Here is a 25,437-nt window from a genome sequence, read left to right on the forward strand (position 1 = left end):
AAATAAGATAAAAACTGAATTTTTATAGTTCTTTATTTTCGAGCATAGGAACAAATTGGTAATCACCAAATTCCATAGTTTCGAAGGTATTGATATCTAATTTTAAAATTGTATACATTTTTTGAGCTTCATCTCCAATAGGAATAACCATTATTCCTCCTATGGCTAACTGTTGTAATAGCATTTTAGGGACATTTGGAGCACCAGCAGTTACAATAATTTTATCAAAAGGAGCAAAAGAAGAAATTCCTTGGTATCCATCTCCAAAAGTTTGATATTTTGGAGGGAAATGAATTTTTTTTAAGATTTTTTTTGAAAATTCAAACAATTCCTTTTGCCTTTCAATAGTAAATACTTGCGCTCCTAATGCAACTAGAACAGCTGTTTGATAGCCGGAACCAGTTCCAATTTCAAGTATTTTTTCACCGCGTTGAACATGTAAAAGCTGTGTTTGAAAAGCTACTGTATATGGATGCGAAATTGTTTGACCGGAAAGAATGGGAAAAGCCTTATCTTCATAAGCTAAATCCTCAAATATTGAATCTATAAATAAATGCCGAGGAACCTGATTCATGGCCTCTAAAACCATTTCATCACCAATTCCTTTTGATCTAAGTAGTTGAATGAGCTTATTTCTTTTTCCTTTGTGCTTGAGTGTATCTAAAGCCATATTTAATAATGCAGGATTATAATTTAGTGTTTTTGGGTAATAAAAAACTTAGATTTAACAAAACGATTGAAATTAATATGAGTACAATACCTATCCATTGTAGAAAATACACATTTTCATTCAAAATAAATTTTGCCATTAAGACAGATATGGGTAACTCTAATGAGGCTAGAATACTTCCTATACCAATACCTACTACAGGCATCCCTTTAGTAAATAATATAGTGGGTAAAATTGCTCCAAATAAAGCACAGATAATTCCCCATTGGTAAAATATTGTAAAATTGAAAGTTCCTTGTAGAATACTTTTTCCCCAAATTAAAGATACTAGTATAGTTGAACCCATAAATAAATAAACAGAACGTAGCGTAGGTGACATTTGCGTTCCAATTTTATTGGAGGAATACATGGAACAAGTGTAAGATATTGCTGCTAATATACCAAATGATAAACCTATAGGATTAAGTTTTACTTGATTATCATTAATTAAATTAGTGGCTAAAACCGTACCTATTAGAATAAGAAAAATTGAAATAATTTCAATCAAAGAAGGTTTTTTTTTATTAACAATAAAATCTATGAAAGCCCCCATCCAAACAGCTTGCATTAGCAAAACGATACATATAGATACAGGAATTTTATAATGGACAGCTAGATAATAAAAGGTGCTCGTTAAACCAAAAGAAGTCCCACAAATGATAAGTTTATATTTATCCTTTGTTGAATGTTTAATTTGTTCTTTTCTATAAATTATTTTATGAATAAAAATCAAACTAATTAATCCTATAAGCATTTGTGAAATTACAACTTCTCCAGTAGTATATCCATGATTATAGGCTAAACGAACAAAGGTAGCTACCAATCCGTAAGAGGATGCCGCCAAACAAACATACAAAAGTGATTTAATGTAACTAAGATTCATGGATTTTAAATTCGGTTGCAAAAGTAAAAAAGTATTCTAATAAATGTAGAATACTTTTTGCTTCGATTTTAAATTCCTTGAAAAACTACTCTAAAATTGTAATTGGCAGTATCATTTCTTCCAATGAGATACCTCCATGCTGATAAGTGTTTTTGTAATAATTAACAAAATGATTATAATTTTTAGGATATGCGAAAAACTTATTTTCTTTTGCAAATATATATTTAGAATTAACATTGACTTTGGGTAAAAAATAATCTTCAGGATTTGATATTGCAAATACATCCTTAGAATCGTACTGCAAATTTTTACCCAATTTATATCTTAAATTGGTAGAGGATTCACGATCTCCAATTACTTTGCTAGGTTTTTTAACATAAATAGTTCCATGATCAGTTGTAATTATAACTTTAAATCCTTCCTCAGAGGCTAGCTGAATTGTTTTTAAAATACTTGAGTTTTCAAACCATGTATAGGTCAAAGATCTAAATGTTTTATCGTCTCTAATTAATTCATTTACAATATTATTATTAGTTTTTGCATGAGATAAAATATCAATAAAATTGTAAACGATGCTAATAAAATCAAATTTTAAATTAGACTTAAACTCATCGTAAACTTTTTTTTCAAATTCTGCATTTAAGATTTTATAGTATTTTAATTTAATATTAGAAAGACCCAGTCTTTGAAGCTGTATTTTTAATAATTCTTCTTCAAACTGATTTTTATGTCCATCTTCTGTTTCTTGAGTCCAATATTGTGGGTAATTTTTTTCAATTTCTGATGGCATTAAACCAGCAAAAAAAGAATTTCTAGCGTATTGTGTGGCTGAAGGTAGAATGCTAAGATAGGTTTGTTCTTTAGAACTTGAAAAATATTTCTTAAATAAGGGCTCAATCATCTTCCACTGGTCGTATCTAAGATTATCTATCATTAGTAGCAAGGTTTTACTACTATTTTTAACTACCGGATAAATTACATCTTTAAAAGCAGTATGAGATAATGTAGGATTTGAGTTTTCGTGTAGCCAGTTGTAATAATTATTTTCAATAAACTTTGCAAATAAGCTATTTGCTTCATCTTTTTGATTTTGCAAAATTTTATTCATTTCCACATCTGAAAGCTTGTCAAAACGCAATTCCCACAAAATTAATTTATGATAGAGCTGTATCCAGTCTTCACAACTACGAGCATACATTAGATCCATTGAAATTTTACCAAATTCCTGTTGATAGTTTTTAACAGTTTGCTTCTCAATGATTTCATCACTTTTCAATATTTTTTTTAAACTCAATAAAACTTGGTTAGGATTAACGGGTTTTAATATGTAATCGGTTATCTGTTCTCCAATAGCTTCTTCCATTATATCTTCAGCTTCATTTTTGGTAACCATAATTACAGGTAAGCGAGGCTTTAATTCTTTAATTCTTTGCAATGCTTCCAAACCTCCAATACCAGGCATATTTTCATCCAATAAAACGGCTTGTATAGGTTCATTTATAATAATGTCATACCCATCGGTTGCATTGTTAACCTCTAAAACTTCATATCCTTTATTCTTTAAAAATATAATATGCGGTTCTAGCATTTCAATTTCATCATCGATCCACAAAATTTTAACACTCATTAATATATTTTTTATATTTTAATCTATATTTTTGCATTGTAATTACAAAAAATATGCCCTTTGAATCAAGGCAAAAATATAAAAAAGAAAATATTTAATGATCCAGTTTTAGGATTCATTACCATTTCAGATTCTTTAATCTTAAAATTAATTGAACATCCGTACTTTCAAAGATTAAAGCGAATTTCACAGACCGGTCTCACTTATTATGTCTATCCAGGCTCCACCCACACAAGGTTTTTACATGCTTTAGGCGCGACACATCTAATGCAATTGACATTGCAGGTTTTAAAACAAAAAGGTGTTAAAATTTCTAAGGACGAGGAAAGAGCGGCATCTGTAGCTATTTTGCTTCACGATATAGGACATGGTCCTTTTTCACATGCTTTAGAGTCAACCCTAATGGATAATATACATCATGAAAGTTTATCAATTACTTTTATGAATTTATTGAATAATGAATATAATGGTGAACTTTCTCTAGCTTTAGAAATCTTTCGTGATAAATATCCGAGAAAATTTTTTCATCAACTTATATCTAGCCAAATTGATCTAGATCGATTAGACTACCTCAAAAGGGATAGTTTTTTTACAGGAGTCTCAGAAGGTAATATAAATTCTGAGCGCATAATTACAATGATGAATGTTGTACATGATGAATTAGTAATTGATGAAAAAGGAATCTACTCTATTGAACAATATTTAACTTCGAGGTTATTTATGTATTGGCAAGTTTATTTTCATAAAACTTCTGTTACTGCTGAGGTATATTTAATTCAAGCCCTAAAAAGAGCAAAAGATTTAATTAAAGATTGTAAGAAAATACCTTCCACTTCCACACTGAGTTATTTTTTAAATAAATCAGACTTTTCTCAGTTAAATGCTGAAGATATAATGTATTTTTCTCGATTGGATGATACCGATATTATCACAGCATTGAAAGATTGGCAATTTGTAGATGATGAAATTCTAAAAATTTTAAGTCAATCAATTATTCAAAGGAAATTACCTTTCTCTCGTATTAGTTCTCATCCTAAATCAGACGAAGAGATACGTAAGTTAAAATCTAAAGTTGAAGAAAAATATAATTTAAAAGATGGAAAGTATTTTGTACATCAAAACAAGCTGAATATATTTCTCTATGAAGGAAAAACGCAAGCAATCAAACTACTTTTAAAAACTGGAGAAATAGTAAAACTTCAAGATTTAGGGAATCCGGTTTTTAATAATGAATCTAATAAATATATTTGTAGGTATCATCTATGTTTTCCTAGAGATATATTATTAAAATTATAAAGAATTTTTATTATTTTAATAAAATGTTTACATTTGCCAAGTTATGGAATTTTCGGCTGAACAGATAGCAGATTTAGTGAATGGAATTGTAATAGGAGATCCTACAGTTATAGTTTCATACATATCTAAAATTGAGGATGGTACACCTGGTACACTTACTTTTTTAGGGGGAGAAAAATATCAAAATTATTTAAAAGATACAAAGGCATCCATTGTACTTATATCGGAAAATTTTATTCCTAAAGATACTTCTGAACTACCAACAATGATAGTAGTTAAAGATGCGTATGCTTCATTCAATCAATTGCTTAGGTATTACAATGATTTGAGAACTCATAAAACAGGAATTGAAGATCCTGTATTTATTTCGAAATCAGCAATTTTAGGTCAAGATTTATATGTAGGAGCATTTAGTTATATTGGGAATAATGTAAAAATTAATGATCATACTAAAATTTTTCCTCAAGCATACATAGGAGATAATGTTACCATAGGAGAAAATTGCTATATAGGACCTGGAGCTAAAATTTATAATGATTGTACTATAGGTAATCGTTGTGTCATTCATGCAGGGACTGTTGTAGGTGGAGATGGTTTTGGTTTTGAGCCTTTGGCGGAAGGTTATCAAAAGGTTCCACAGTTAGGAAATGTTATTATTGAAGATGATGTTGAAGTTGGATCTAATTGCACCATTGATAGAGCAACCATTGGTTCAACAATAATAAGAAAAGGGGTTAAATTGGATAACCTTATTCAAGTAGCACACAATGTTGAGATTGGAGAGCATACAGTAGTTGCAGCACAAACAGGAATTGCAGGCTCAACAAAAATTGGTAATTGGGTTATGATAGGAGGTCAAGCAGGAATTGCTGGACATTTAAAAATAGGAGATCGCGTAATTATTCAAGGTCAAAGTGGAGTAATGGCAGATGTTGAAAATCACAAAAGATTATTCGGATATCCAGCGATTGACTATCTAAAATATCAAAAAAGTTTTATTTACTTTAAGGACCTTCCGAAATTGGTTTCAAGGTTAAAGAAAATCGAAGAAAAATTAGATAAATAATAATTAACTTATTAAAGAATGTCTGAAAAGCAAAAAACACTAAAACAAGAGTTTGTACTTAAAGGCAAAGGACTTCATACTGGTAAAGAGGTCATAATGACTATAAAACCAGCGCCTGTTAACACAGGCTTTGTTTTTGTAAGAGTTGATTTAGAAGGTCAGCCTACCATTGAAGCTGATGCGGCTTATGTTACCTCAACAGAAAGAGGTACTGTTTTAGAAAAAAAAGGAGTTAAAATACATACATGTGAACATATTTTAGCAGCCTTAACAGGCATGGATCTAGATAATGTTTATATTGAACTTAATAACTCAGAACCACCAATAATGGATGGTTCTTCAAAATTTTTTGTTGAAGCTATTGAAAAAGCGGGTGTAGTAGAACAAGAGGCGGTCAGAGAATATTTTACCATTAAAGAAATTATTTCTTATACGGATCCAGAAACTGGTTCTGAGATAACTGCCATTCCATCAGATCATTTTGAAGTTATGACAATGGTTGATTTTGGTACCAAAGTACTGGGTACTCAAAATGCTACAATGAAGAATATTAGTGAATTTAAAGATGAGTTTTCAAATTCACGAACTTTTAGTTTTTTACATGAACTAGAAACTTTATTAGATGCTGGGCTTATTAAGGGTGGAGATATAAACAATGCTATTGTTTATGTAGATAAAGAACTTTCAGAAGAAACTTTAGAGAAGTTAAAAGCAGTTTTTAATCAGCCAGAGGTAAGTGTTAGACCCAATGGAATTTTAGATAATGTAAATCTTTATTATCCTAATGAAGCTGCGAGACATAAATTGCTGGATGTTGTTGGAGATCTTACTTTGGTTGGGGTTAAATTAAAAGCTAAAATTATAGCTAATAAGCCAGGACATCATTCCAATACTCAATTCGCTAAAAAATTAAATAAGCTTTACAAATTATTTAAAAGGAAAAATATTCCTGAGTTTAATATTGATCAACCACCTGTATATAATATTAATGATATAATGAGAATGCTTCCTCATCGTCCTCCCTTCTTGTTAGTGGATAAAATAATGGAGATTGATGATAAACATATCATTGGAGTTAAGAATGTTACTATTAATGAACCTTTTTTTGTAGGTCATTTTCCAAGTGAGCCAGTTATGCCAGGGGTATTGCAAATTGAAGCAATGGCTCAAACGGGAGGAATATTTGTTCTAGAGAATGTTGAAGATCCACAAAATTATTCTACATACTTGATAAAATTAGATAAAGTTAAACATAAAAAGAAGGTGGTACCTGGAGATACATTAATACTTAAAATAGATTTATTAGAGCCTATTAGAAGAGGGATTGTCCATATGCAAGGATATGGCTATTGTAACGGACAAATGGTTGTGGAGGCTGAAATGATGGCACAAGTTGTAAAAACTAAAGATTAAAATGAATCAAAAGTTATTAATATCACTTGATCCGAAAGCTAAGATTGCTGAAAATGTAACTATTGAGCCATTTACCACAATTTCCGGTGATGTACATATCGGAGAAGGTACATGGATAGGATCAAATGTTACGATCATGGATGGTGCTAGAATAGGAGAAAATTGTAAAATATTTCCAGGAACAGTGATTTCAGCACCCCCTCAAGACCTTAAATATAAAGGAGAACAAACGATTACAGAAATTGGAAACAATACTACTATAAGAGAATGTGTAACTATAAATAGGGGTACTTTAGATAAAATGAAGACTTCAATAGGAAATAATTGCTTAGTTATGGCTTATTCTCATATAGCTCATGATTGTACTGTAGGTGATCATTGTATATTTTCAAACAATACAACTTTAGCAGGGCATATCACGGTTGGAGATTTTGTAGTCATGGCTGGGATGACAGCAGTGCATCAATTTTGTTCAATAGGTAGTCATGCCTTTGTTACAGGTGGTTCTCTTGTTAGAAAAGATATTCCACCGTATGTAAAGGCTGCCAGAGATCCTTTATCTTATGTAGGTATAAATTCAGTAGGTTTAAGAAGAAGAGGATTTACTTCAGAAAAAATTGCGGAAATACAGAGTATTTACAGAGTAATTTTTCAAAAAAAATTAAATATATCACAAGCATTATCAGTAGTTGAAGCAGAGTTTGAAGCTACTCCAGAAAGGGATGAAATTATTCAATTTATACAGTCAAGTATGAGAGGAGTGATGAAAGGTTTTAATGCTATAAAAAATATGGATTAATAAAAAAAGTTTAGAATATTATGGCTTCAATGGGCGACATAAAAAAAGGTCTTTGTATAAATTTTAATGATGATATATTTAAAATTATTGAATTTTTACATGTTAAACCAGGTAAAGGACCTGCATTTGTTAGAACAAAAATGAAATCTTTAACCTCAGGAAAGGTAATTGAAAATACATTTTCTGCAGGTAGTAAAATTGAAGAAGTTAAAGTTATAACTAGAAAATTTCAATATTTATACGACGATGATCATGGATTTCATTTTATGAATAATGATGACTTTTCACAAATTTATATAGATAAAAATCTTATAGAAAATTCTCAGTTTATGAAAGCAGGGGAAGAAGTTATGATTATTTTAAAAGAGGAGGATGAGACTCCATTATCTGCAGAATTACCTGCAAGTGTAATAATGGAAGTTATTGAAGCGGAACCTGGGGTTAAAGGTAATACAGCTACTAACGCACAAAAAAATGCTGTTATTGAAACAGGTGCAAGAATTTTAGTTCCTTTATTTATTGAAGCTGGAGAAAGAATAAAGATTAATACGGAAGATGGTTCTTATATTGAAAGAGTAAAATAATTACTAATTTTTATTCAGCTTAATTTATGAAATTTCCTAAAATTTTTACTCTGAAAGAGATTGCCTCTATAATTAAGGCTGAATTTATAGGTGATGAAAATTTCCCTATTTACGGTACTAATGAAATACATCGAGTAAAAAAAGGAGAGATAGTTTTTGTAGATCACCCAAAATATTATGAAAAAGCATTAAATAGTAATGCAACTACAATTTTAATAAATAAAAAAGTAGATTGTCCCGAAGGAAAATCTTTACTTATTTCAGATGATCCATTTAGAGATTTCAACGCTATTAATGGTTATTTTAGAGATTTCAGTTTAAAAAATCAAATGATAGCTACTGATCTTGATATTGGTGATAACACAATTATTCAGCCAGGTGTTTTCATAGGAAATCAAGTAAAAATTGGAAAAAATTGCATAATATTCCCCAATGTTGTCATTCACGATTTTACAACTATTGGTGATAATGTAATCATTCAATCAGGGTCTGTGATAGGAGGAGATGCATTCTATTATAAAAATAGAGGATACTCCTTCGATCGTTTAAAATCAGTAGGTAACGTAATTATAAATGATAACGTTGAAATAGGCTCAAACTGCACTATTGATAGAGGAGTTACTGATTCAACAATTATAGGGGAAGGTTCAAAATTGGACAATTTAATACAAATAGGACATGATACAGTTATTGGGAAAAAATGTCTGATAGCCTCTCAAGTAGGTATAGCAGGTTGTTGTATTATAGAAGATGAGGTTACTATTTGGGGACAGGTAGGTGTAGCTTCTTCAATAACTATTAGATCTAAAGCTGTTATCTTAGCTCAATCCGGTGTTTCAAAAAATTTAGAAGGAAACAAAACTTATTTTGGATATCCGGCAGATGAAGCTAAAAGTAAATTAAAAGAATTAGCTACATTAAAAAAATTAGTCAAATAACTATATATTATTTATATATTTATTACACAAAAAAAATGAGAAAAATATGTCTGTTTTAATTAATAAAAATTCTAAAGTAATAGTTCAGGGATTTACAGGAAAAGAAGGTACTTTCCATGCTGAACAAATGATTGAATATGGAACTAACATTGTTGGTGGAGTAACCCCAGGCAAAGGTGGGTCCGTTCATTTAGATAAGCCTGTATTTAATACTGTTAAAGAGGCTGTGGATAAAGTCCAAGCTAATACTTCAATCATATTTGTTCCTCCAGCTTTCGCATCAGATTCCATTATGGAAGCTGCAGAAGCTGGAATAAAAGTTATAGTTTGCATTACGGAAGGTATTCCCATTGAAGATATGGTGAAGGTTAAAAATTATTTAAAATCATACGATTGTACTTTAATAGGTCCCAATTGTCCGGGAGTTATTTCCGCAGAAGAGTCAAAAGTTGGAATTATGCCTGGATTTGTATTTAAAAAAGGTAGAGTAGGAATTGTATCTAAATCTGGTACACTTACTTATGAAGCAGCAGATCAAGTCGTAAAATCAGGTTACGGGGTTTCTACAGCTATAGGTATAGGTGGAGATCCAATTATTGGAACAACAACTAAAGAAGCTATAGAATTATTAATTAATGATGAGGATACGGATTGCATTGTTATGATCGGCGAGATTGGTGGTCAGCTTGAGGCTGATGCCGCCCACTGGTATAAATCTATAGGTTCTCCTAAACCTATTATTGGTTTTATTGCAGGTCAAACAGCTCCTAAAGGTAGAACTATGGGACATGCAGGCGCAATTGTTGGAGGAGAAAATGATACTGCCCAGGCTAAAATGAAAATCATGTCTGAATGTGGTATTGTTGTAGTTAATTCTCCAGCAGATATTGGTAAAACTGTGGCTAATCTCTTAAAATAAATTAGAAGAATGTTAAATTTATTATATGAAAAATTATTTTAGTAAAGTTGTTTTTTTGTTGCTTCTATTATTTATTACCCGTTTACACTCTCAAGAACAAATTAGTATAGGTATTAGAGGAACTGTTCACACAAGTAATGTTAGTGAAATACATGTTGATTCTAAAGCTCTCATCGGAGGATCATTAGGAGGTTCAGTAAAATTCCCATTGGGGTATGACAATCAATTTTATATTAATGCAGAGTTAGCCTATTCTATGCAAGGAGAAAAAGATGGTAGTATTAAATATGCTCAAAATTACGTTAATATACCCATCTATTTTAGAGCCTATTTTTCTGAAGCTGATAGTGAATTTTTCGGAGAGATAGGACCGCAAATAGGAATACTAGTTTCTCAAAAAAATAAAGAATTAGACGAAGCTTACTATGGTGATAAGCCACAAACTTTAGATTTATCCATTGGTGCTGGAATGGGATATAGTTTCTCTCGTAAGTTTGAAATATTTGCCAGATATAATTATGGACTAACAGATGTTTATAAAAAATATCAAGGACAACAAAGAACTTCAATTTTAGGATTTGGAGTAACCTATTACTTCAATTCTTATTAATCAAATATTTAAATGTATATTAGATAGAGAATTTTTTCTCTATCTTTTTTTATATATTCCTCAAAATTAAAATTATTTCAATATGAAAGATTTATATTCCATATTAAATCTTACTCCTTCGGCTTCAAGTATTGAAATTAGAAAGTCTTATAGAACTTTAGCATTAAAATATCATCCGGATAGAAATAGGGATAATGTAGATTATAGAAAATTTTTTATTGAAATTAATGAAGCCTATCATATATTATCTAATTCTGAATTAAAAAAAAAATACGATTTAAAGTATTTTACTCAAAAAAATAAAGTAGTTACTCCAGAAATTTTTTTAAATAAGTTTATTGAAATACGTAAATTTTTAAATTCTAGAAATAGAAATAAAATAAGTAAGAAAGCATTGTATAGTGCACTTCAAAAATTATTAGATAATAGAAATTTACATTATTTGCATACAAATTGTTCACAAAATATTAAAGAGCAAATCATTAAAGAAGTGTTGGATTGTTTAAAATATCTCTCATCCAACGATAAATTAAATATTATTAAGCAGTTAATTATTCTTGCCGATTCAAAATCCAATTTAATTGACATCATTCATAGTTATATTAAATCAATGAATAGAAATATCAATTTAATGAATGTTTTAATAAATATAAAAAGACAAATAGATCAATTTTTAAATAAATCTTAACATTTTGCATATTATAATTGGTATGATCTTCGTTTGATTTTAAAAAATATTATTATGAAACATTTATTAATAGTTTTAATTACAGTCATTTATTCAATAAGTATAAATTCAATAAATGCGCAAAAAATAGCGAATCAATCGCCAACAGTCAAACGACCAGCATTGATATATGGTCCGATTTCTAAAGGGAAAATTAAAGATTTATTTTTCACCAAAGATGGCTTTAAGCTACCCAAGAAAATTTCTGAGATTAATACTATTGCTAGATATACTAGTTTTGAATCTATAAATGGTGCAGGAAATATATACACTTGGGATTTTACAAACGGATTTCAAATTAGTTCTATTTCTGAACCTGAAGGTAAGGATGTGAATGAAGATAAAATACTTTTAGTAAGTTTTAATTATGGAGGAATAAATGCTTTTGAATTATTTGATGGAATAACTTTACATAAATCGACATTGTCAGAGATTCAAAAAAATTATTCCAATCGTTTAATTAAATTTAAAACCTCTGAATTGCCTACCTATAAATTAAAAACGAATTCAGTTTATGCAACTTTTTATTTTAATAAGGATAATGTATTAACCAGTTTATCATTATCAAACTACGACCTTGAAATTTAATTTTATAAAATTTTTCTATTCAAAATTTAATATTACAAGAATGATGAATTTATATACTTTGAAGTATAAAAATTTATTCTCCATACATGGTTTCAATGATTGAATGATACTTTTCTAAAATTACCCGTCTTTTAACTTTTAGCGTGGGAGTAATTTCGCCCGTATCAATGGAAAAATCTTTAGGTAAAATTTTGAATTTTTTTATCTGTTCAAAACTAGCTAAGTTCGTTTGAATGGATTTAATTTTATTAGAGTAGAAATCAATAATTTCTTTTTTGTTTATTAAATCCTGCTTAGATTCGTAAATAATATTACTAGATTTAGCGTATTTTTCTAAATTTTCAAAATCAGGTACTAGTAGTGCAGTAACGTAAGAGCGATTGTCTCCTATAAGTACCGCTTGCTGAATAAAGTTATCGTTGGTAAGTAAGTTTTCCAATGGTTGAGGAGAAATATATTTTCCGTTGGATGTTTTCATCAAATCTTTAATCCTATCAATGATAATAAGATTGCCATCAATATCAAATTTACCGGCATCCCCAGTCTTAAACCATCCATCCTCAGTGAAAACTTTTTTAGTTTCTTCGTCATTTTTATAATAACCTTTAAATACACTATTGCCTTTAACAAGAATTTCATCGTTTTCTCCAATTTTAACATCTACGCCGTTTATAGGTTTCCCAACGGTGCCATATACATAATTTTGAAAAGGAAATAAAGTAACCGTGGCAGAAGTTTCTGTTAATCCATACCCAACCGTTAGGTGAAGTCCTATCGCATCAAAAAATTCAGTAATATTCGAAGTAATTGAAGCCCCACCTACAGGTATAAACCAAAGATTGCCACCTAATTGATTCTTTACTTTCTTAAAAGCTAATTGGTGGGCTAAAAAGTATTTAAATCTTAAGTCGATTGGAATTGATTTTTTTAATCTTTTTAATTCAGAAACTTGCTTTCCAATACCAATCGACCATTTAAAAAAGTTTTGTGCTAAGTTAGAGCTACTTTGAATTTTTTCGTTTATAGTATTATAAACTTTCTGAAAAAGCCTAGGAACTGAGCACATAGCCGTAGGTTTAACTTCCTTTAAATAACTAATTATTTCTTTAGGATTTTCGCAAAAACTTAATTGTCCTCCCGAATACAAAACAAATGAACTCCAACCTTTTTCAAAAATATGACTGAGTGGAAGAAAAACTAATGAATTTTCATTGGAAAAATCGTATTCAAAAAAATTCTGATGAGATTTACATATAGTATGAAAATTACCATGAGTAAGCATTACTCCTTTGGAAATTCCAGTAGTACCGGAAGTATAAATGATGGATGCAGTATCGTCCTTATTTTTGTTATAAACTTTAAAGTTAGCCGATTCATTTTTAATAATGGAATTAAAATGATAGGAATCATTGGTTTTAAGTTCTATAGAATCTTTGGCTAAAATAATATGCTTTATTAATTCATTTTTATCTTGAATCTTTAAGATGGTATCATATTGTTTTTGATTTCCTACTAGTATAAATTTTACATTAGCATCATTAACAATATGCTTCACTTGATCTTCCGGCAATGTGGCAAAAATTGGAACTGTTGTTGCTCCTAAAGACAATATAGCAAAATTCATAATTACCCACTGGGGCATATTATCCGCATAAATAGCTATATTATCTTGAGGGTTGGCTCCCAGCTTAGATAATGCATTTGCGGTTTGTAATACCAAATCATGAAATTCTTTCCATGAATAACTCTTCCAAACACCATCTTCTTTATAATTTAAGGCTTTTTTTGAATTAAGTTTTTGATTCTCTAAAATCGAATGTACAAAGTTCATTGTTTAAATATTTAAAACCTGTATCAAAGTTTTTATAAATTACTATTTAGATGGATTTATGTTGAAACACAAAAGTTTACAAAAATAAATATCTAAAGACCCATTTATGAATCCCTAATAAATACAGTACAACGCTTACAAAAATAAGAATAATAATTTAGGATAAGCTTAATATAGTTCAAGAAAGAAAATTTTTGTTGATTCAGTTTTATGCTTACTTTTATAAATCAATAACAAAAGTTAAAATATGAAGGAGATAACTAATTCTTTAATTCAATGGTATGTTCGTAAAAGAGTTAAGCAAATGCAGTTTTTTTTTGAAAATCCCATTGATGTTCAAAAGAATGTATTATCTAAATTATTAAAAGCTGCTAAAGATACCGAATACGGAAAAAAATACAAGTTTAATGATATTATCTCCTATAGAGAATTCAAAGATCAAGTTCCTTTAGTTTATTACGAAGATTTTGAACCGTATATAACTCGTTCAAGAAAAGGTGAAAAGAATTTAATTTGGCCGGGAAGTATTGAGTGGTATGCTAAATCATCAGGAACAACAAACGCAAAGAGTAAGTTTATACCTATCACTAAAAGCAGTTTAAACGATTGCCACTACAAAGCAGGAAAAGATTTATTTTCCATTTACGCCTACAATAATCCCGAAACTAAAATTTTTAATTGTAAAAATTTACGTTTAGGAGGGACTCGGGAAGACTATGAAGACTTTAATTCAAAATATGGAGATTTATCTGCTGTTCTTATAGACAACTTACCCTTTTGGGCAGAATGGAAAAGTACACCTAATAAACAAGTTTCCTTATTAAAAGATTGGGAGATAAAAATGCCAGCAATTATTAATCAAGTTGTAAATCAAAATGTAGGAAGTCTTACAGGAGTACCTTCCTGGATGATGGTTTTACTTAGGAATATTTTGGAAAACAATCATATTAAATATATAGATGAAATATGGCCTAATCTAGAATGTTTTTTCCATGGAGGTATAAGTTTTACTCCCTATGTGGAGCAGTATAAAAATATTTTCAAAAAATCTATCAATTACTACGAAATTTATAATGCCTCAGAAGGATATTTTGCAATGCAAGATACCAATTCATCGAAGGATATGATATTAATGTTGGATTATGGAATTTTTTATGAATTTATCCCTATGGATGAATTTTATTCTGAAAATCCTACAATCGTATGCTTAGAAGATATTCAATTAAATATAAATTATGCATTGGTTATTTCAACTAATGGAGGTCTTTGGCGTTATATTATAGGGGACACGGTTCGCTTTGTTTCTAAAAAACCTTATAGAATAAAAGTAACAGGAAGAACTAAATTTTATATTAATGCATTTGGAGAAGAATTAATGGTTGAAAACGCAGAACAAGCGCTAAAAGTAGCTCAAGATAAAACTAAAGCTATTATTTCTGAATATACAGCAGGGCCTGTTTTTATGGATGGTAAAGAAAAAGGAGCACACGAATGGGTAATAGAGTTTGAGTGTCAACCAGATTCAATGGAAGAATTTACTAGAATTTTAGATTTAGAGTTACAAAAATTAAACTCTGACTATGAAGCTAAACGATATAATAATATGACATTAAATCCACCTAAAGTACATTCCGCTAAAAAGAATCTTTTTTATGAATGGATGAAATTAAGAGGGAAGTTAGGAGGACAAAATAAAATTCCACGTTTAGCTAATGATCGAGAATATTTAAATGCTTTGTTAGAAATGAATAATGAGCTATAACAATTTGTAATAATACTTTTATAATAAATAAATTATAAACATGAAAATACAATACTATTAATTGTTTAATTTAAAGCATAAAAATTGATTAAGCTTGTCGGCACTATTTTTGTTTAAATTTCTTGATTCAAAATTTAATTAATTATATGTTAAAAAAGATTTTCATACTATCATTGTTTTCGTTAACACTATTAAACTGTACTAAAAGAAACTCAGAAACTTTAGTTTCTAAAGAAAATAGCAATTCTATAGATTCAATTAAAGTAAATAATAATGAATCACCAATAATTGATAACAGTACTCCACAAAATTCCCTAGATTATTTAGGGATTTATGAAGGGATTATACCTTGTGCTGATTGTGAGGGAATAAAAGTAACAGTTGAATTAAAAGAGGGAAATCAGTTTATTTTCACTTCGGATTATTTAGGAGAGAAAGATAAGAGTAAACCTACCGTTATCGAAGGTAATTATACATGGAATAACAATGGAACAATCATTACAATAGTTCAGAATAGTACAAAACAATCATTTAAAGTTCAAGAAGATAGATTGGTATGGCTGGATCAAGAAGGCAATGAAATAACAGGGGATATTTCTGCTCATTATATCCTAAAAAAACAATAATTTAAAAAAAGTTTATAAAAAAAGCTATCACGATCTAAGTGATAGTTTTTTTATTTATATGGTAATTATACTAAAAAAAGTATATTTGTTTTCTATATTAAATTTTGTAAATGAATTCCGTTGCTAAGGAAAATTATTCTTTTCAAAAATCTATTGTAATTATAGGTGTAATTTTATTTGTTATAAAATTAGCAGCATGGTTTTTTACAAGATCTGTGGCAATATTGACTGATGCTTTAGAAAGCACAATCAATGTAATTGCAGGTTTATTTTCACTTTACAGTTTATACATATCTGGAAAACCTAAAGATCGAGATCATCCTTATGGACATGGAAAGATTGAGTTTATTTCAGCAGGTATAGAAGGAGGGCTAATTACAATTGCAGGAATTATAATCATCTATGAATCAGTAAAAAATATTTTATATCCAAATACTATTTCCAAATTAGATTATGGAATTGTTCTAATTGCAGTCACAGGGATAGGCAATTATGTTTTAGGAGAATTAGCGATTCGAAAAGGAAAAAAAAATAATTCATTAGCACTTGTTTCTGGTGGAGAACACTTGAAATCTGATACTTACTCAACGATAGGTTTAGTACTAGGATTAATAATTATCTACTTTACTCATATATATTGGTTGGATAGTATAATAGCTTTAATTTTTTCGGGTATAATTATTTTCACAGGAGTAAAGATTATTAGAAAATCTCTTGCCGGAATTATGGATGAAGCAGATCAAGAGCTTATTAAAAAATTGGTTTGTACTTTAGAAGAAAATAGAAATCCAAATTGGATAGATATTCATAACGTACGATTTATAAAATATGGTAGTAGCTTACATCTAGATTGCCACCTTACTATGCCATGGTTTTTTAATATAAAAGAAACCAAAAGAGAATCTGATAAACTTGAAAAAATTATTCAAGATAATTTTGGGAATAGTTTTGAAATGTTTGTTTATGTAGAAGGTTGTGAAGATTTTTCATGTAAAATATGCAAAAAAAATGAATGCCCATATAGAAAACACTTTTTTGAAAAAGAAATAACATGGACGGTAGATAATATTGAAATAGATAAACATCATACCTTAAAATCTTCAACCCATGAATAACACTATGAAATATTTAAAAATTGAAAAAAAAATATTCAGTTCTCTAGGAAGATTAGGTTATATAATAATTTTTCTTTCTATACTACTCTTTATTATGTTAGTTATTGACTTTTTGCTACATTCATTTGTTGACAATTATTTTACCTCTAAGTTTTTATTTACAGGAGAAATATCTTTGAAAGATTGGTTTCATTTAATGAGAATTAGTTATTCTCTACCAATATTTAAATTTGTGCTTTTTGGAATAATTTTTCTTTTATTAGGAATATTCAGGACAAATAAATTAAAAAATTTACTTGCCTGAAATTTAATCTTTGATGTAGCTTATTACCTAATTTATTTAACATGGAAGCCTTTAAAATTTTTGATTTTAATCCTATAAAAAGCGTCATTAATTATATAAATTTACTAATAGGTTTTTAAATCTATCATCTCATTACAATTGAATAATATTCCTAGTATTTTAAATTTCCAATAGCTGAATTTTAATTAAAAATTTAAAAACTTCATATTTTTTGAAAGTTTAAAGTTTTAATTTCGCTAGAGCATATCAAGAATGATTATTTAAAAATTTTTAATAATCAAAAGTCGGAATTTTTACGAGTTAATGTATTGAATCTTAATAATAAAAGTATGGAGGCAAATATTAGCCCCAAACATAATCCTATCCACATACCAAAAGCACCCATTTCTTTTTCTATACATAAGTAATAGCCAATAGGAATAGCAATAATAATGTAAGCAATAAAACAAATGATAGTTGGTATTTTAACATCTCTCATTCCTCTTAATGCACCAAGCATTACAACCTGAATGCCATCAAAAATTTGAAATATGGCAGCTATAATTATTAAATGAGAGGCTAATTTTATTACTTCTACCTGTTCTTTTTTGAAGTAGATTAGAGGTATATAGTTCCTGAAAGTTACAAATATAATACCTGCAAATGTCATAAAGGCGATTACCAAATACAAATTGGTAAGACCTGCTTTTCTTAAATCAATTCTATTCTTAAGACCATAAAAACCAGCCACACGTACAGTAGCAGCAATTCCAAAGCCCATACAAATTTGGAATGTCATAGAAGCTAAATTAGTAGTTACCGAATGGGCAGAGGTATCTAAATATTTATTAATGCCAGCCCCTGCAATAAATGCTGATATAGCAAAAGAACAAATTTCAAATAAAGATTGTAAAGAGGAGGGAAGACCAATGGAAATTAATTTTCTATAATAAACAGCCTTTAAAGATTTCCATTGAATCATATTTAAATAAAAAGCTGATTTTTTATTTATATGCAATACGGTTATTATTATTAGCATCATTAATATTCTAGCAATTAAAGTAGCCATTGCAGAACCCTCTACTCCCATATTAGGAAGACCCCATTTGCCATAAATCAATCCAAAATTTAAAATTATATTAGTTATGTTTGAAATAATTGTAGCAATGGTAACAAGAATAGTCATGGATATACCTTCTGAGAATTGTCTATATGACTGGAAGATCATTAATGGTAATAAACTATATGCACTTATATTTAAAAAACGAATGGCGTCAGGAATAACTGATGGGTCTTGTTTGGTGTAATACAATAAAGGAGAACCTATTTCTAATATTGCGATACTAATTAATGCAAGTAACACATTCATTGTAAAACCATGAGTAAAAATTCTACCTACTCTTTCATTATTGCCTCTAGCCACGGAAGAAGATATTAAAGGAGACATCGAGAATGAAAATCCTAATAAAAATACTAAAAAAACAATAAAAACACTAGTAGCTAGAGAAGCTGAAGCTACCGCTTTTTCACCAAGTCCGGCAATGATAATAATATCAATAAAATTTACAGATACTTGTCCTAGTTGAGTAATTAATACAGGAATGGCTAATTTAGAATTAGCTTTAAAATGTTCTTTAATTGTCATATATAAAAATTGCAATCGGCAAAGATACTAATTCTAAAATTGGAACAATATTTTTTTGTATTTCAATTTACGAACTATTAATAAATTTTAATTTTTTATAGGATATTTTAAAACATCCAGCTTAAAAAAATAAAACGATTTATGTATCTTTACATACTTAGATATTATAATAATGCATATTGCAATTACTGGAAATATAGGAGCTGGAAAAACAACTTTAACCAAATTAATGGCGAATCATTATAAATGGTTGGCTCACTTTGAAGACACAGAAGATAATCCTTATTTGGATGATTTTTACTACAATATGGCCCAATGGTCATTTAATCTTCAAATCTATTTTTTAAGTTCAAGATTTAAACAAATCCAAGAGATAAGAAAAAGTAAAAATAACTTTGTTCAAGACCGAACAATATATGAAGATGCTTACATTTTTGCTTCTAATTTGTATGAAATGAATTTAATGCAAACGCGTGATTACAATAATTATTTAACGTTATTCAATCTAATGAAAGAGTATGTGCAAGCTCCTGATTTACTTATATATCTAAGAGCCTCTGTTCCAACACTAGTAAATCAAATAAAAAAAAGAGGGAGAGAATGTGAATCTTCGATTAGTTTAGACTATTTAAATCGATTAAATGACAAGTACGAAAAATGGATTGGTGGATATAAGGAAGGAGAGTTATTAATTGTTGATGTAGATTCAATAGATTTTGTAGATCAATCCAAAGATTTTGAACATATAATTCATCTAGTGGATACAAAAATTCGTATTTAGACTTAATTATTATAAAAAAATGAATTAAAAAAGTAAATAATTAAGTAGTAAAAATATAGTAAATTTTAGTATTTTTGTAGCCTTGAATGAAATTAGCAATTTTAATATTCTTAAAAATACTAAAATAATTACACATTGATATCCTATGGCTACAAATAAAAAAGCAGATACGACTACAGTAGAAGATAAATTAAGAGCTTTGTATGATTTACAAATTATTGATTCTAGATTGGATGAATTAAAAAATTTAAGAGGAGAGTTACCTATTGAAGTTGAAGATTTAGAAAATGAAATTGTTGGTCTTGAAAAAAGGATTGAAAAAATTGAAGATGAGGTTGTTAACTTATCAAATGACATCAAGGTTAAAAATGAATTGAACAAGAATTCAGAATCTCAAATTAAAAAATACAAAACTCAACAAGAAAACGTTAGAAATAATAGAGAGTTTGAAGCATTAGCTAAAGAAATAGAGTATCAAGAGTTAGAAATTCAGTTGCAGAACAAAAAAATTAAAGAAATTAATGCTAAGATAGATTTCAAAAAAAATCAAATTGAAGAACAACAATCTAAATTAGCAAGCCTAAATAATCATTTGAATCATAAAAAATCTGAGTTATCCAATTTGATAAAAGAAACGGAGAATGAAGAAAATTTCTTACTTGAAAAATCTAAGGAATTATCAACAAAAATTGATGAAAGATTATTAAATAGCTATCATAAAATTAGAAAAAGTTCTAAAAATGGGCTGGCTATTACAAGTATAGATAGAGGAGCAGTAGTTGGTTCTTTCTTTACAGTTCCACCTCAAAAACAAGTGGAAATAGCATCCAGAAAGAAAATTATATTGGATGAGCATAGCGGTAAAATTTTAGTGGATGAGTATTTAGCTAAAGAGGAGCTAGAAAAAATGAAAGAATTTTTAGGGAAATAAAAATTCTATTTAAAGATAAAAAAAGGAGATAATTATTTATCTCCTTTTTTTATCTTTAAATAATCTAAAGTTTAAGCAAGTACATTTTATTTTAATTACCATTCAAAACAGAATTGATGATTTTAGATGATATGTTGGATTGGCTAACTTCGTAGTCTTTAGCAATATCAAACATACCATTAACAATCTGTTCAGATGCATATTTACTGATAGAATTTTTCAAACTTTGAGCTGAAGAAGTGTTCTTATTTCCAATAATTAAATTTAAAGTATTCTGAATTTTTGAATTGTTCCCGGTAGCATTTTCAATTAGAGAGGTAACACCGTTAGCATTTAATTGTTGCTCAACTTTCGGTTGGATAGCTGCTATTAATTTATCTTGAGTTTTGTTTTTTAAATATTCAACTCCAGCCCCTTTTCCACCTTTAACTATAGAAATAGCATCTGTTAAGGTTATATCTTGAATTGCTGATGCAATAATAGGTTTGGCCACTGTAACTGAAGTTGAAGCAGCATCGGCAATATATTTTTTTTCTTTTTCAACAAGTGAGTTTAATCCTAAATTTTCCAATGTAGAGTTAATTTGTTTTAGTTGGCTTGGCATTGCAGCATCAATCAAAGAATTTGTTAAAAAAGATTCAGAATTTTCAAGAATCGAAAAACTTTTATTGGTTGTAGAAGTTAGCAATTGTTTAATTGCGTTTACACCTACACCTTTATTGTTTACAGATATAGTTTGTGTATCACAGGATTGCAAACTTAAGACTAAAGTGGAAGCTAAAACGACTTTAGATAGAGTAACTAATTTCATAATTTATAAACTTTTCTATACTGCATCAAAGATTACACCATAATCATTAATTTTTTTAAGGATATATAAGAGCTGATATTTTATGTAGTATTAGGATAATTTTATAGACTAACTTTCTTTTTTAAAATAATCCATAATTATTAATGCTCTTTTATTCCCAATAATAGATTCAATTTCCTCTAGGGGAGCTTCCTTTATTTTTTGCACAGATTTAAATGTATTAAGCAATAATTGTATAGATTTTTCACCGATACCATTTATATTTTCTAACTCAGATGTAAAGGTTTTTTTGCTTCTTTTGTTTCTATGTCGGGTAATTCCATATCGGTGAGCTTCGTCTCTTACTTGTTGCAAGACTTTCAATGTTTCTGAAGTTTTGTCTAAATACAACGGTACAGAATCATGGGGGAAATAGATTTCCTCTAAACGTTTAGCTATACCTATTATAGGAATTTTACCGGCTAAGCCTAATAATTCTAAAGATTTATAGGCAGAACTTAGCTGACCTTTTCCCCCATCTATTAAAATTAGTTGTGGAAGCTCATTATCCTCTTCTAACTGTCTTTTATATCTACGATAGATTACTTCTTCCATAGTAGCAAAATCGTTAGGACCTTCAACGGTTTTAACATTAAATATTCTATATTCACCTTTGCTTGGTTTGCCATTTCTAAAAACAACACAGGCAGATACTGGATTTGTACCTTGAATATTTGAATTATCAAAACCTTCAATTAATCTTGGTTCCTTAGGAAGATGAAGCAATTGTTTCATTTCAGACATTATGCGATTTGAATGTCTTTCAGGATCCATAATTTTTATTTGTTTCATCTTTTCTAAGCGATATTCTTTAGCATTTTTTTCAGATAAATCTAAAATCTTTTTCTTATCGCCAATTTTAGGTATATAGAAGTTCACTGAAGGTATCTCAATATCAATTTTAAATGGGACAAAAATCTCTTTAGAAATAGATTGAAATTTTTTGCGAATATCTATAATTGCTTTTTCTAATAATTCTTCTTGAGTTTCGTCTAATAATTTTCTTATCTCAGTTGTATAAGATTGTATGATTCTTCCTTTGATAATTTTAAAATAGTTAATATATGCGGCAGATTCATCACTGGTAAAACCAAAAACGTCCACATCTGAAATGGAAGGTGAAATAATGGTAGATTTTGCTTGATATTTTTCTAATAAGTCTAATTTATCCTTAATTTTCTGGGCTTGTTCAAATTCCATTTTTTTTGAATACGTAAACATTTTTTTCTTTAATAATGCTAAAGGCTCTGAAATGTTTCCTTTAATAATATTTTTCACCCCTTGAATATTCTCTAAATAATCTTCGCTAGATTGTTTATCTTCACAAGGTCCCAAACAATTATGAATGTGAAACTCTAAACATACAGAAAACTTATTAAGCAATATCTTTTCTTTCTTTAAATCTAAACTACAACTTCGTAAAGGGTAAATACTTTTCACTAATTCCAATAAAGCTCTGGCAATAATTACTGAGGTGTAAGGTCCATAGTATTCAGAACCGTCGTGAATAAGTTTTCTGGTTAAAAAAACTCTAGGAAATGGTTCATTTTTTATGCAAATCCAAGGATATGTTTTGTCATCTTTTAAACGAATGTTATACCTAGGCTGGAACTCTTTTATTAAATTATTTTCTAATAACAAAGCATCGTATTCAGTATCAACAATTGTTGTTTTTATATTTCGAATTTTTGAAACTAAAACTTTAGTTTTTCCCGTGTGTTCTTTAAAAAAATAAGATGTAACTCTTTTTTTTAGGTTTTTTGCTTTACCCACATATATAACTACTTTTTTGTCATCAAAAAATTGATAAACGCCCGGCTGATTAGGTAAAGTTTTTAATTGTAATTCAATAGACATTTTATTCTATATAAGATAAATTCAAATTTACCAATTTAAATTTATAACGCTTTAAGTTTAAATTCTAAAAAATTTTTTAATAAATCAAAAGCAGAATACATTCATAAAAATTCTAAATATTTAAATGAATTGAAAAAATAGCTTTAATTTTGACGTTTACAAAAATACATCACTTACAATTTTAAGAGAAATTTATGGAAGAGGAGATCAAAGTATCAAAATGGTTGCCTTGGGTAGCTGCTATTGCATTTTTTATGCAATCGTTGGATGGAACTATACTGAATACTGCTTTACCATCCATAGCGCATGATTTAAATAAATCGCCGCTAAAAATGCAACCCATTATCATTGCTTATGTATTAACCCTAGCTTTATTAATCCCCGTAAGCGGTTGGCTATCAGATAAATTTGGTTCTAGAAATATTTTTACATTTGCCGTAGGAATTTTCACCCTAGGGTCATTGGCTTGTGTATTTTGTACCAGTTTGGAAGCCTTGGTTTATATGAGAATACTTCAAGCCATTGGAGGTTCAATGATGGTACCCGTATCAAGACTTGCTTTGTTGTACACCTATCCCAAAGATAAGCTTTTAAAAGTTATAAATTTTATAACAATTCCAGGATTAATAGGACCAGTTATAGGACCTACCTTAGGAGGTTGGTTGGTGCATGTTGCCAGTTGGCATTGGATTTTTTTAATAAATATACCAATTGGAGTGGCAGGGATGATTCTTGCTTGGAAATTCATACCTAATTATAAAAGAACGGAAGGAAAATTTGATTTTATAGGTTTCTTACTACTAAGTTTAGGATTGGTGTTAATATCATTAAGCTTAGAGTTTGCCGGGAATAGAATAATATCATTAAATACTGTATTTCTTGTTTTATTTGTTGGTATCATACTTATTGTTTTATATATAGTATATTCACAAAAAGTGTCTAAACCCTTAATCAATTTAAAATTATTTAAAATTAGAACCTTACGTATAGGAATTATAGGTAATATAATTACAAGATTAGGGGTAGGAGGGATTCCTTTAATGCTTCCCTTATTGCTACAAGTAGGATTTGGAAAAAACTCTGTAATTTCAGGAGCAATGCTTATATTTTCAGCTATTGCTACTATATTGGCCAAATCATCTGCTATTCCATTAATCAAACATTTTGGTTATAAAAAACTATTGATTTATAACACGATTATTTTAGGAGTGGCTATAACCTTATTTATGTTTCCCAATGAAAATACTCCATTAGTTTGGTTAATCCCAATTTTAATTGCATATGGAGCGTTTAACTCTATACAAATGTCTGCAATGAATAGTATATCACTTGCTGATTTAACCCCTAAGGATGCTAGTGGAGGGAATACCATGTTTTCTGTGACGCAGCAACTGTCTATGAGCTTTGGTATTTCTTTAAGTGCGATGCTTTTTAACAGCTACGAAATTTTTGAAAACAATCATGTAATCACAGCTTTTAAATTAACATTTTTAACGTTAGGAATTATAACTATTTTATCGGCATTCACCTTTGCATTTTTAAAAAATGATGACGGCACATCTATGTCCGGAAACTAGTAATTTGTATAAAAACATTC

General features: G+C 28.9%; 23 protein-coding genes. 16 read left to right on the top strand and 7 right to left on the bottom strand.

What is annotated here, in order from left to right; translation table 11 throughout:
• Positions 1–22: 22 nt before the first annotated feature.
• The 3 genes from ETU08_RS09905 to porX all read right to left on the bottom strand — a co-directional run bounded on the left by ETU08_RS09905 (position 23) and on the right by porX (position 3,219).
• A complete protein-coding gene (locus ETU08_RS09905; RefSeq protein ID WP_146262866.1) occupies positions 23–670 on the bottom strand; it encodes a protein-L-isoaspartate(D-aspartate) O-methyltransferase in 648 nt (215 codons plus the stop codon).
• A 16-nt stretch (positions 671–686) separates the two neighbouring features.
• On the bottom strand, positions 687–1,592 hold the full coding sequence (locus tag ETU08_RS09910; RefSeq protein ID WP_146262867.1) for an EamA family transporter: 906 nt from the start codon (positions 1,590–1,592) through the stop codon (positions 687–689).
• A gap of 85 nt (positions 1,593–1,677) precedes the next feature.
• On the bottom strand, positions 1,678–3,219 hold the full coding sequence (gene porX / locus ETU08_RS09915; RefSeq protein ID WP_146262868.1) for a T9SS response regulator signal transducer PorX: 1,542 nt from the start codon (positions 3,217–3,219) through the stop codon (positions 1,678–1,680).
• A gap of 60 nt (positions 3,220–3,279) precedes the next feature.
• Here porX and ETU08_RS09920 point away from each other — a divergent pair, with 60 nt between their 5' ends.
• The 10 genes from ETU08_RS09920 to ETU08_RS09965 all read left to right on the top strand — a co-directional run bounded on the left by ETU08_RS09920 (position 3,280) and on the right by ETU08_RS09965 (position 12,159).
• Entirely contained in the window at positions 3,280–4,515 is a 1,236-nt protein-coding gene (locus ETU08_RS09920) for an HD domain-containing protein (protein ID WP_260391086.1), read from the top strand.
• Positions 4,516–4,558: 43 nt separating this feature from the next.
• Complete coding sequence (gene lpxD, locus ETU08_RS09925) at positions 4,559–5,581, top strand: UDP-3-O-(3-hydroxymyristoyl)glucosamine N-acyltransferase (protein ID WP_146262869.1); 1,023 nt, start codon at positions 4,559–4,561, stop codon at positions 5,579–5,581.
• Between the two features lie 18 nt (positions 5,582–5,599).
• Positions 5,600–6,994 (top strand): bifunctional UDP-3-O-[3-hydroxymyristoyl] N-acetylglucosamine deacetylase/3-hydroxyacyl-ACP dehydratase, encoded by a 1,395-nt coding sequence (locus ETU08_RS09930; RefSeq protein ID WP_146262870.1) that lies wholly within the window; start codon positions 5,600–5,602, stop codon positions 6,992–6,994.
• A gap of 1 nt (position 6,995) precedes the next feature.
• Positions 6,996–7,793 carry an acyl-ACP--UDP-N-acetylglucosamine O-acyltransferase gene (gene lpxA, locus ETU08_RS09935; protein WP_146262871.1) on the top strand — a complete coding sequence of 266 codons (798 nt, stop codon included), beginning with the start codon at positions 6,996–6,998 and terminating at the stop codon, positions 7,791–7,793.
• A gap of 20 nt (positions 7,794–7,813) precedes the next feature.
• Positions 7,814–8,377 carry an elongation factor P gene (gene efp, locus ETU08_RS09940; protein ID WP_146262872.1) on the top strand — a complete coding sequence of 188 codons (564 nt, stop codon included), beginning with the start codon at positions 7,814–7,816 and terminating at the stop codon, positions 8,375–8,377.
• A gap of 26 nt (positions 8,378–8,403) precedes the next feature.
• Entirely contained in the window at positions 8,404–9,315 is a 912-nt protein-coding gene (locus ETU08_RS09945) for a UDP-3-O-(3-hydroxymyristoyl)glucosamine N-acyltransferase (RefSeq protein ID WP_146262873.1), read from the top strand.
• A gap of 46 nt (positions 9,316–9,361) precedes the next feature.
• A complete protein-coding gene (gene sucD, locus ETU08_RS09950; RefSeq protein ID WP_146262874.1) occupies positions 9,362–10,234 on the top strand; it encodes a succinate--CoA ligase subunit alpha in 873 nt (290 codons plus the stop codon).
• Between the two features lie 25 nt (positions 10,235–10,259).
• On the top strand, positions 10,260–10,844 hold the full coding sequence (locus ETU08_RS09955; protein ID WP_146262875.1) for a porin family protein: 585 nt from the start codon (positions 10,260–10,262) through the stop codon (positions 10,842–10,844).
• A gap of 82 nt (positions 10,845–10,926) precedes the next feature.
• On the top strand, positions 10,927–11,532 hold the full coding sequence (locus tag ETU08_RS09960; protein WP_146262876.1) for a J domain-containing protein: 606 nt from the start codon (positions 10,927–10,929) through the stop codon (positions 11,530–11,532).
• Between the two features lie 54 nt (positions 11,533–11,586).
• Positions 11,587–12,159, top strand: a complete 573-nt coding sequence (locus tag ETU08_RS09965) for a hypothetical protein (RefSeq protein WP_146262877.1) — start codon at positions 11,587–11,589, stop codon at positions 12,157–12,159.
• Positions 12,160–12,232: 73 nt separating this feature from the next.
• Here the strand turns inward: ETU08_RS09965 and ETU08_RS09970 are convergent, their stop codons facing one another.
• Positions 12,233–13,990 (bottom strand): AMP-dependent synthetase/ligase, encoded by a 1,758-nt coding sequence (locus ETU08_RS09970; RefSeq protein ID WP_146262878.1) that lies wholly within the window; start codon positions 13,988–13,990, stop codon positions 12,233–12,235.
• Positions 13,991–14,237: 247 nt separating this feature from the next.
• Here ETU08_RS09970 and ETU08_RS09975 point away from each other — a divergent pair, with 247 nt between their 5' ends.
• The 3 genes from ETU08_RS09975 (at position 14,238) to ETU08_RS09985 (ending at position 17,493) form a co-directional block, all read left to right on the top strand.
• Positions 14,238–15,752: a GH3 auxin-responsive promoter family protein gene (locus ETU08_RS09975; RefSeq protein WP_146262879.1), complete on the top strand. Its 1,515-nt coding sequence runs from the start codon at positions 14,238–14,240 to the stop codon at positions 15,750–15,752.
• Between the two features lie 146 nt (positions 15,753–15,898).
• Positions 15,899–16,378: a copper resistance protein NlpE gene (locus ETU08_RS09980; RefSeq protein WP_146262880.1), complete on the top strand. Its 480-nt coding sequence runs from the start codon at positions 15,899–15,901 to the stop codon at positions 16,376–16,378.
• A gap of 110 nt (positions 16,379–16,488) precedes the next feature.
• Entirely contained in the window at positions 16,489–17,493 is a 1,005-nt protein-coding gene (locus ETU08_RS09985) for a cation diffusion facilitator family transporter (protein WP_146262881.1), read from the top strand.
• Between the two features lie 581 nt (positions 17,494–18,074).
• On the opposite strand, the gene ETU08_RS09990 is transcribed toward ETU08_RS09985, so the two are convergent.
• Positions 18,075–19,421: an MATE family efflux transporter gene (locus ETU08_RS09990; protein WP_146262882.1), complete on the bottom strand. Its 1,347-nt coding sequence runs from the start codon at positions 19,419–19,421 to the stop codon at positions 18,075–18,077.
• Positions 19,422–19,593: 172 nt separating this feature from the next.
• On the opposite strand from ETU08_RS09990, the gene ETU08_RS09995 reads away from it, so the two are divergent.
• Entirely contained in the window at positions 19,594–20,202 is a 609-nt protein-coding gene (locus ETU08_RS09995; protein WP_146262883.1) for a deoxynucleoside kinase, read from the top strand.
• 145 nt (positions 20,203–20,347) lie between these two features.
• Entirely contained in the window at positions 20,348–21,133 is a 786-nt protein-coding gene (locus tag ETU08_RS10000) for a zinc ribbon domain-containing protein (RefSeq protein WP_146262884.1), read from the top strand.
• Between the two features lie 91 nt (positions 21,134–21,224).
• Here ETU08_RS10000 and ETU08_RS10005 read toward each other — a convergent pair whose 3' ends face one another.
• Together ETU08_RS10005 and uvrC are read right to left on the bottom strand one after the other, a co-directional pair.
• A complete protein-coding gene (locus tag ETU08_RS10005; RefSeq protein WP_146262885.1) occupies positions 21,225–21,944 on the bottom strand; it encodes a DUF4197 family protein in 720 nt (239 codons plus the stop codon).
• Between the two features lie 108 nt (positions 21,945–22,052).
• A complete protein-coding gene (uvrC, locus tag ETU08_RS10010; protein ID WP_146262886.1) occupies positions 22,053–23,840 on the bottom strand; it encodes an excinuclease ABC subunit UvrC in 1,788 nt (595 codons plus the stop codon).
• A 194-nt stretch (positions 23,841–24,034) separates the two neighbouring features.
• On the opposite strand from uvrC, the gene ETU08_RS10015 reads away from it, so the two are divergent.
• Positions 24,035–25,417, top strand: coding sequence for a DHA2 family efflux MFS transporter permease subunit (locus ETU08_RS10015; RefSeq protein WP_146262887.1), 1,383 nt, complete (start codon positions 24,035–24,037; stop codon positions 25,415–25,417).
• Positions 25,418–25,437: the final 20 nt, after the last annotated feature.

Origin of the sequence: Apibacter muscae, from assembly GCF_007845635.1 — a bacterium.
In the GTDB taxonomy this organism is placed as follows: domain Bacteria; phylum Bacteroidota; class Bacteroidia; order Flavobacteriales; family Weeksellaceae; genus Apibacter; species Apibacter muscae.

Bases quoted from the DNA above. Each gene is read 5' to 3' on its own strand.
- ETU08_RS09905 (WP_146262866.1), bottom strand. From the start codon at position 670: ATGGCTTTAGATACACTCAAGCACAAAGGAAAAAGAAATAAGCTCATT.
- ETU08_RS09910 (WP_146262867.1), bottom strand. From the start codon at position 1,592: ATGAATCTTAGTTACATTAAATCACTTTTGTATGTTTGTTTGGCGGCA.
- porX (WP_146262868.1), bottom strand. From the start codon at position 3,219: ATGAGTGTTAAAATTTTGTGGATCGATGATGAAATTGAAATGCTAGAA.
- lpxD (WP_146262869.1), top strand. From the start codon at position 4,559: ATGGAATTTTCGGCTGAACAGATAGCAGATTTAGTGAATGGAATTGTA.
- ETU08_RS09930 (WP_146262870.1), top strand. From the start codon at position 5,600: ATGTCTGAAAAGCAAAAAACACTAAAACAAGAGTTTGTACTTAAAGGC.
- lpxA (WP_146262871.1), top strand. From the start codon at position 6,996: ATGAATCAAAAGTTATTAATATCACTTGATCCGAAAGCTAAGATTGCT.
- efp (WP_146262872.1), top strand. From the start codon at position 7,814: ATGGCTTCAATGGGCGACATAAAAAAAGGTCTTTGTATAAATTTTAAT.
- ETU08_RS09945 (WP_146262873.1), top strand. From the start codon at position 8,404: ATGAAATTTCCTAAAATTTTTACTCTGAAAGAGATTGCCTCTATAATT.
- sucD (WP_146262874.1), top strand. From the start codon at position 9,362: ATGTCTGTTTTAATTAATAAAAATTCTAAAGTAATAGTTCAGGGATTT.
- ETU08_RS09955 (WP_146262875.1), top strand. From the start codon at position 10,260: ATGAAAAATTATTTTAGTAAAGTTGTTTTTTTGTTGCTTCTATTATTT.
- ETU08_RS09960 (WP_146262876.1), top strand. From the start codon at position 10,927: ATGAAAGATTTATATTCCATATTAAATCTTACTCCTTCGGCTTCAAGT.
- ETU08_RS09965 (WP_146262877.1), top strand. From the start codon at position 11,587: ATGAAACATTTATTAATAGTTTTAATTACAGTCATTTATTCAATAAGT.
- ETU08_RS09970 (WP_146262878.1), bottom strand. From the start codon at position 13,990: ATGAACTTTGTACATTCGATTTTAGAGAATCAAAAACTTAATTCAAAA.
- ETU08_RS09975 (WP_146262879.1), top strand. From the start codon at position 14,238: ATGAAGGAGATAACTAATTCTTTAATTCAATGGTATGTTCGTAAAAGA.
- ETU08_RS09980 (WP_146262880.1), top strand. From the start codon at position 15,899: ATGTTAAAAAAGATTTTCATACTATCATTGTTTTCGTTAACACTATTA.
- ETU08_RS09985 (WP_146262881.1), top strand. From the start codon at position 16,489: ATGAATTCCGTTGCTAAGGAAAATTATTCTTTTCAAAAATCTATTGTA.
- ETU08_RS09990 (WP_146262882.1), bottom strand. From the start codon at position 19,421: ATGACAATTAAAGAACATTTTAAAGCTAATTCTAAATTAGCCATTCCT.
- ETU08_RS09995 (WP_146262883.1), top strand. From the start codon at position 19,594: ATGCATATTGCAATTACTGGAAATATAGGAGCTGGAAAAACAACTTTA.
- ETU08_RS10000 (WP_146262884.1), top strand. From the start codon at position 20,348: ATGGCTACAAATAAAAAAGCAGATACGACTACAGTAGAAGATAAATTA.
- ETU08_RS10005 (WP_146262885.1), bottom strand. From the start codon at position 21,944: ATGAAATTAGTTACTCTATCTAAAGTCGTTTTAGCTTCCACTTTAGTC.
- uvrC (WP_146262886.1), bottom strand. From the start codon at position 23,840: ATGTCTATTGAATTACAATTAAAAACTTTACCTAATCAGCCGGGCGTT.
- ETU08_RS10015 (WP_146262887.1), top strand. From the start codon at position 24,035: ATGGAAGAGGAGATCAAAGTATCAAAATGGTTGCCTTGGGTAGCTGCT.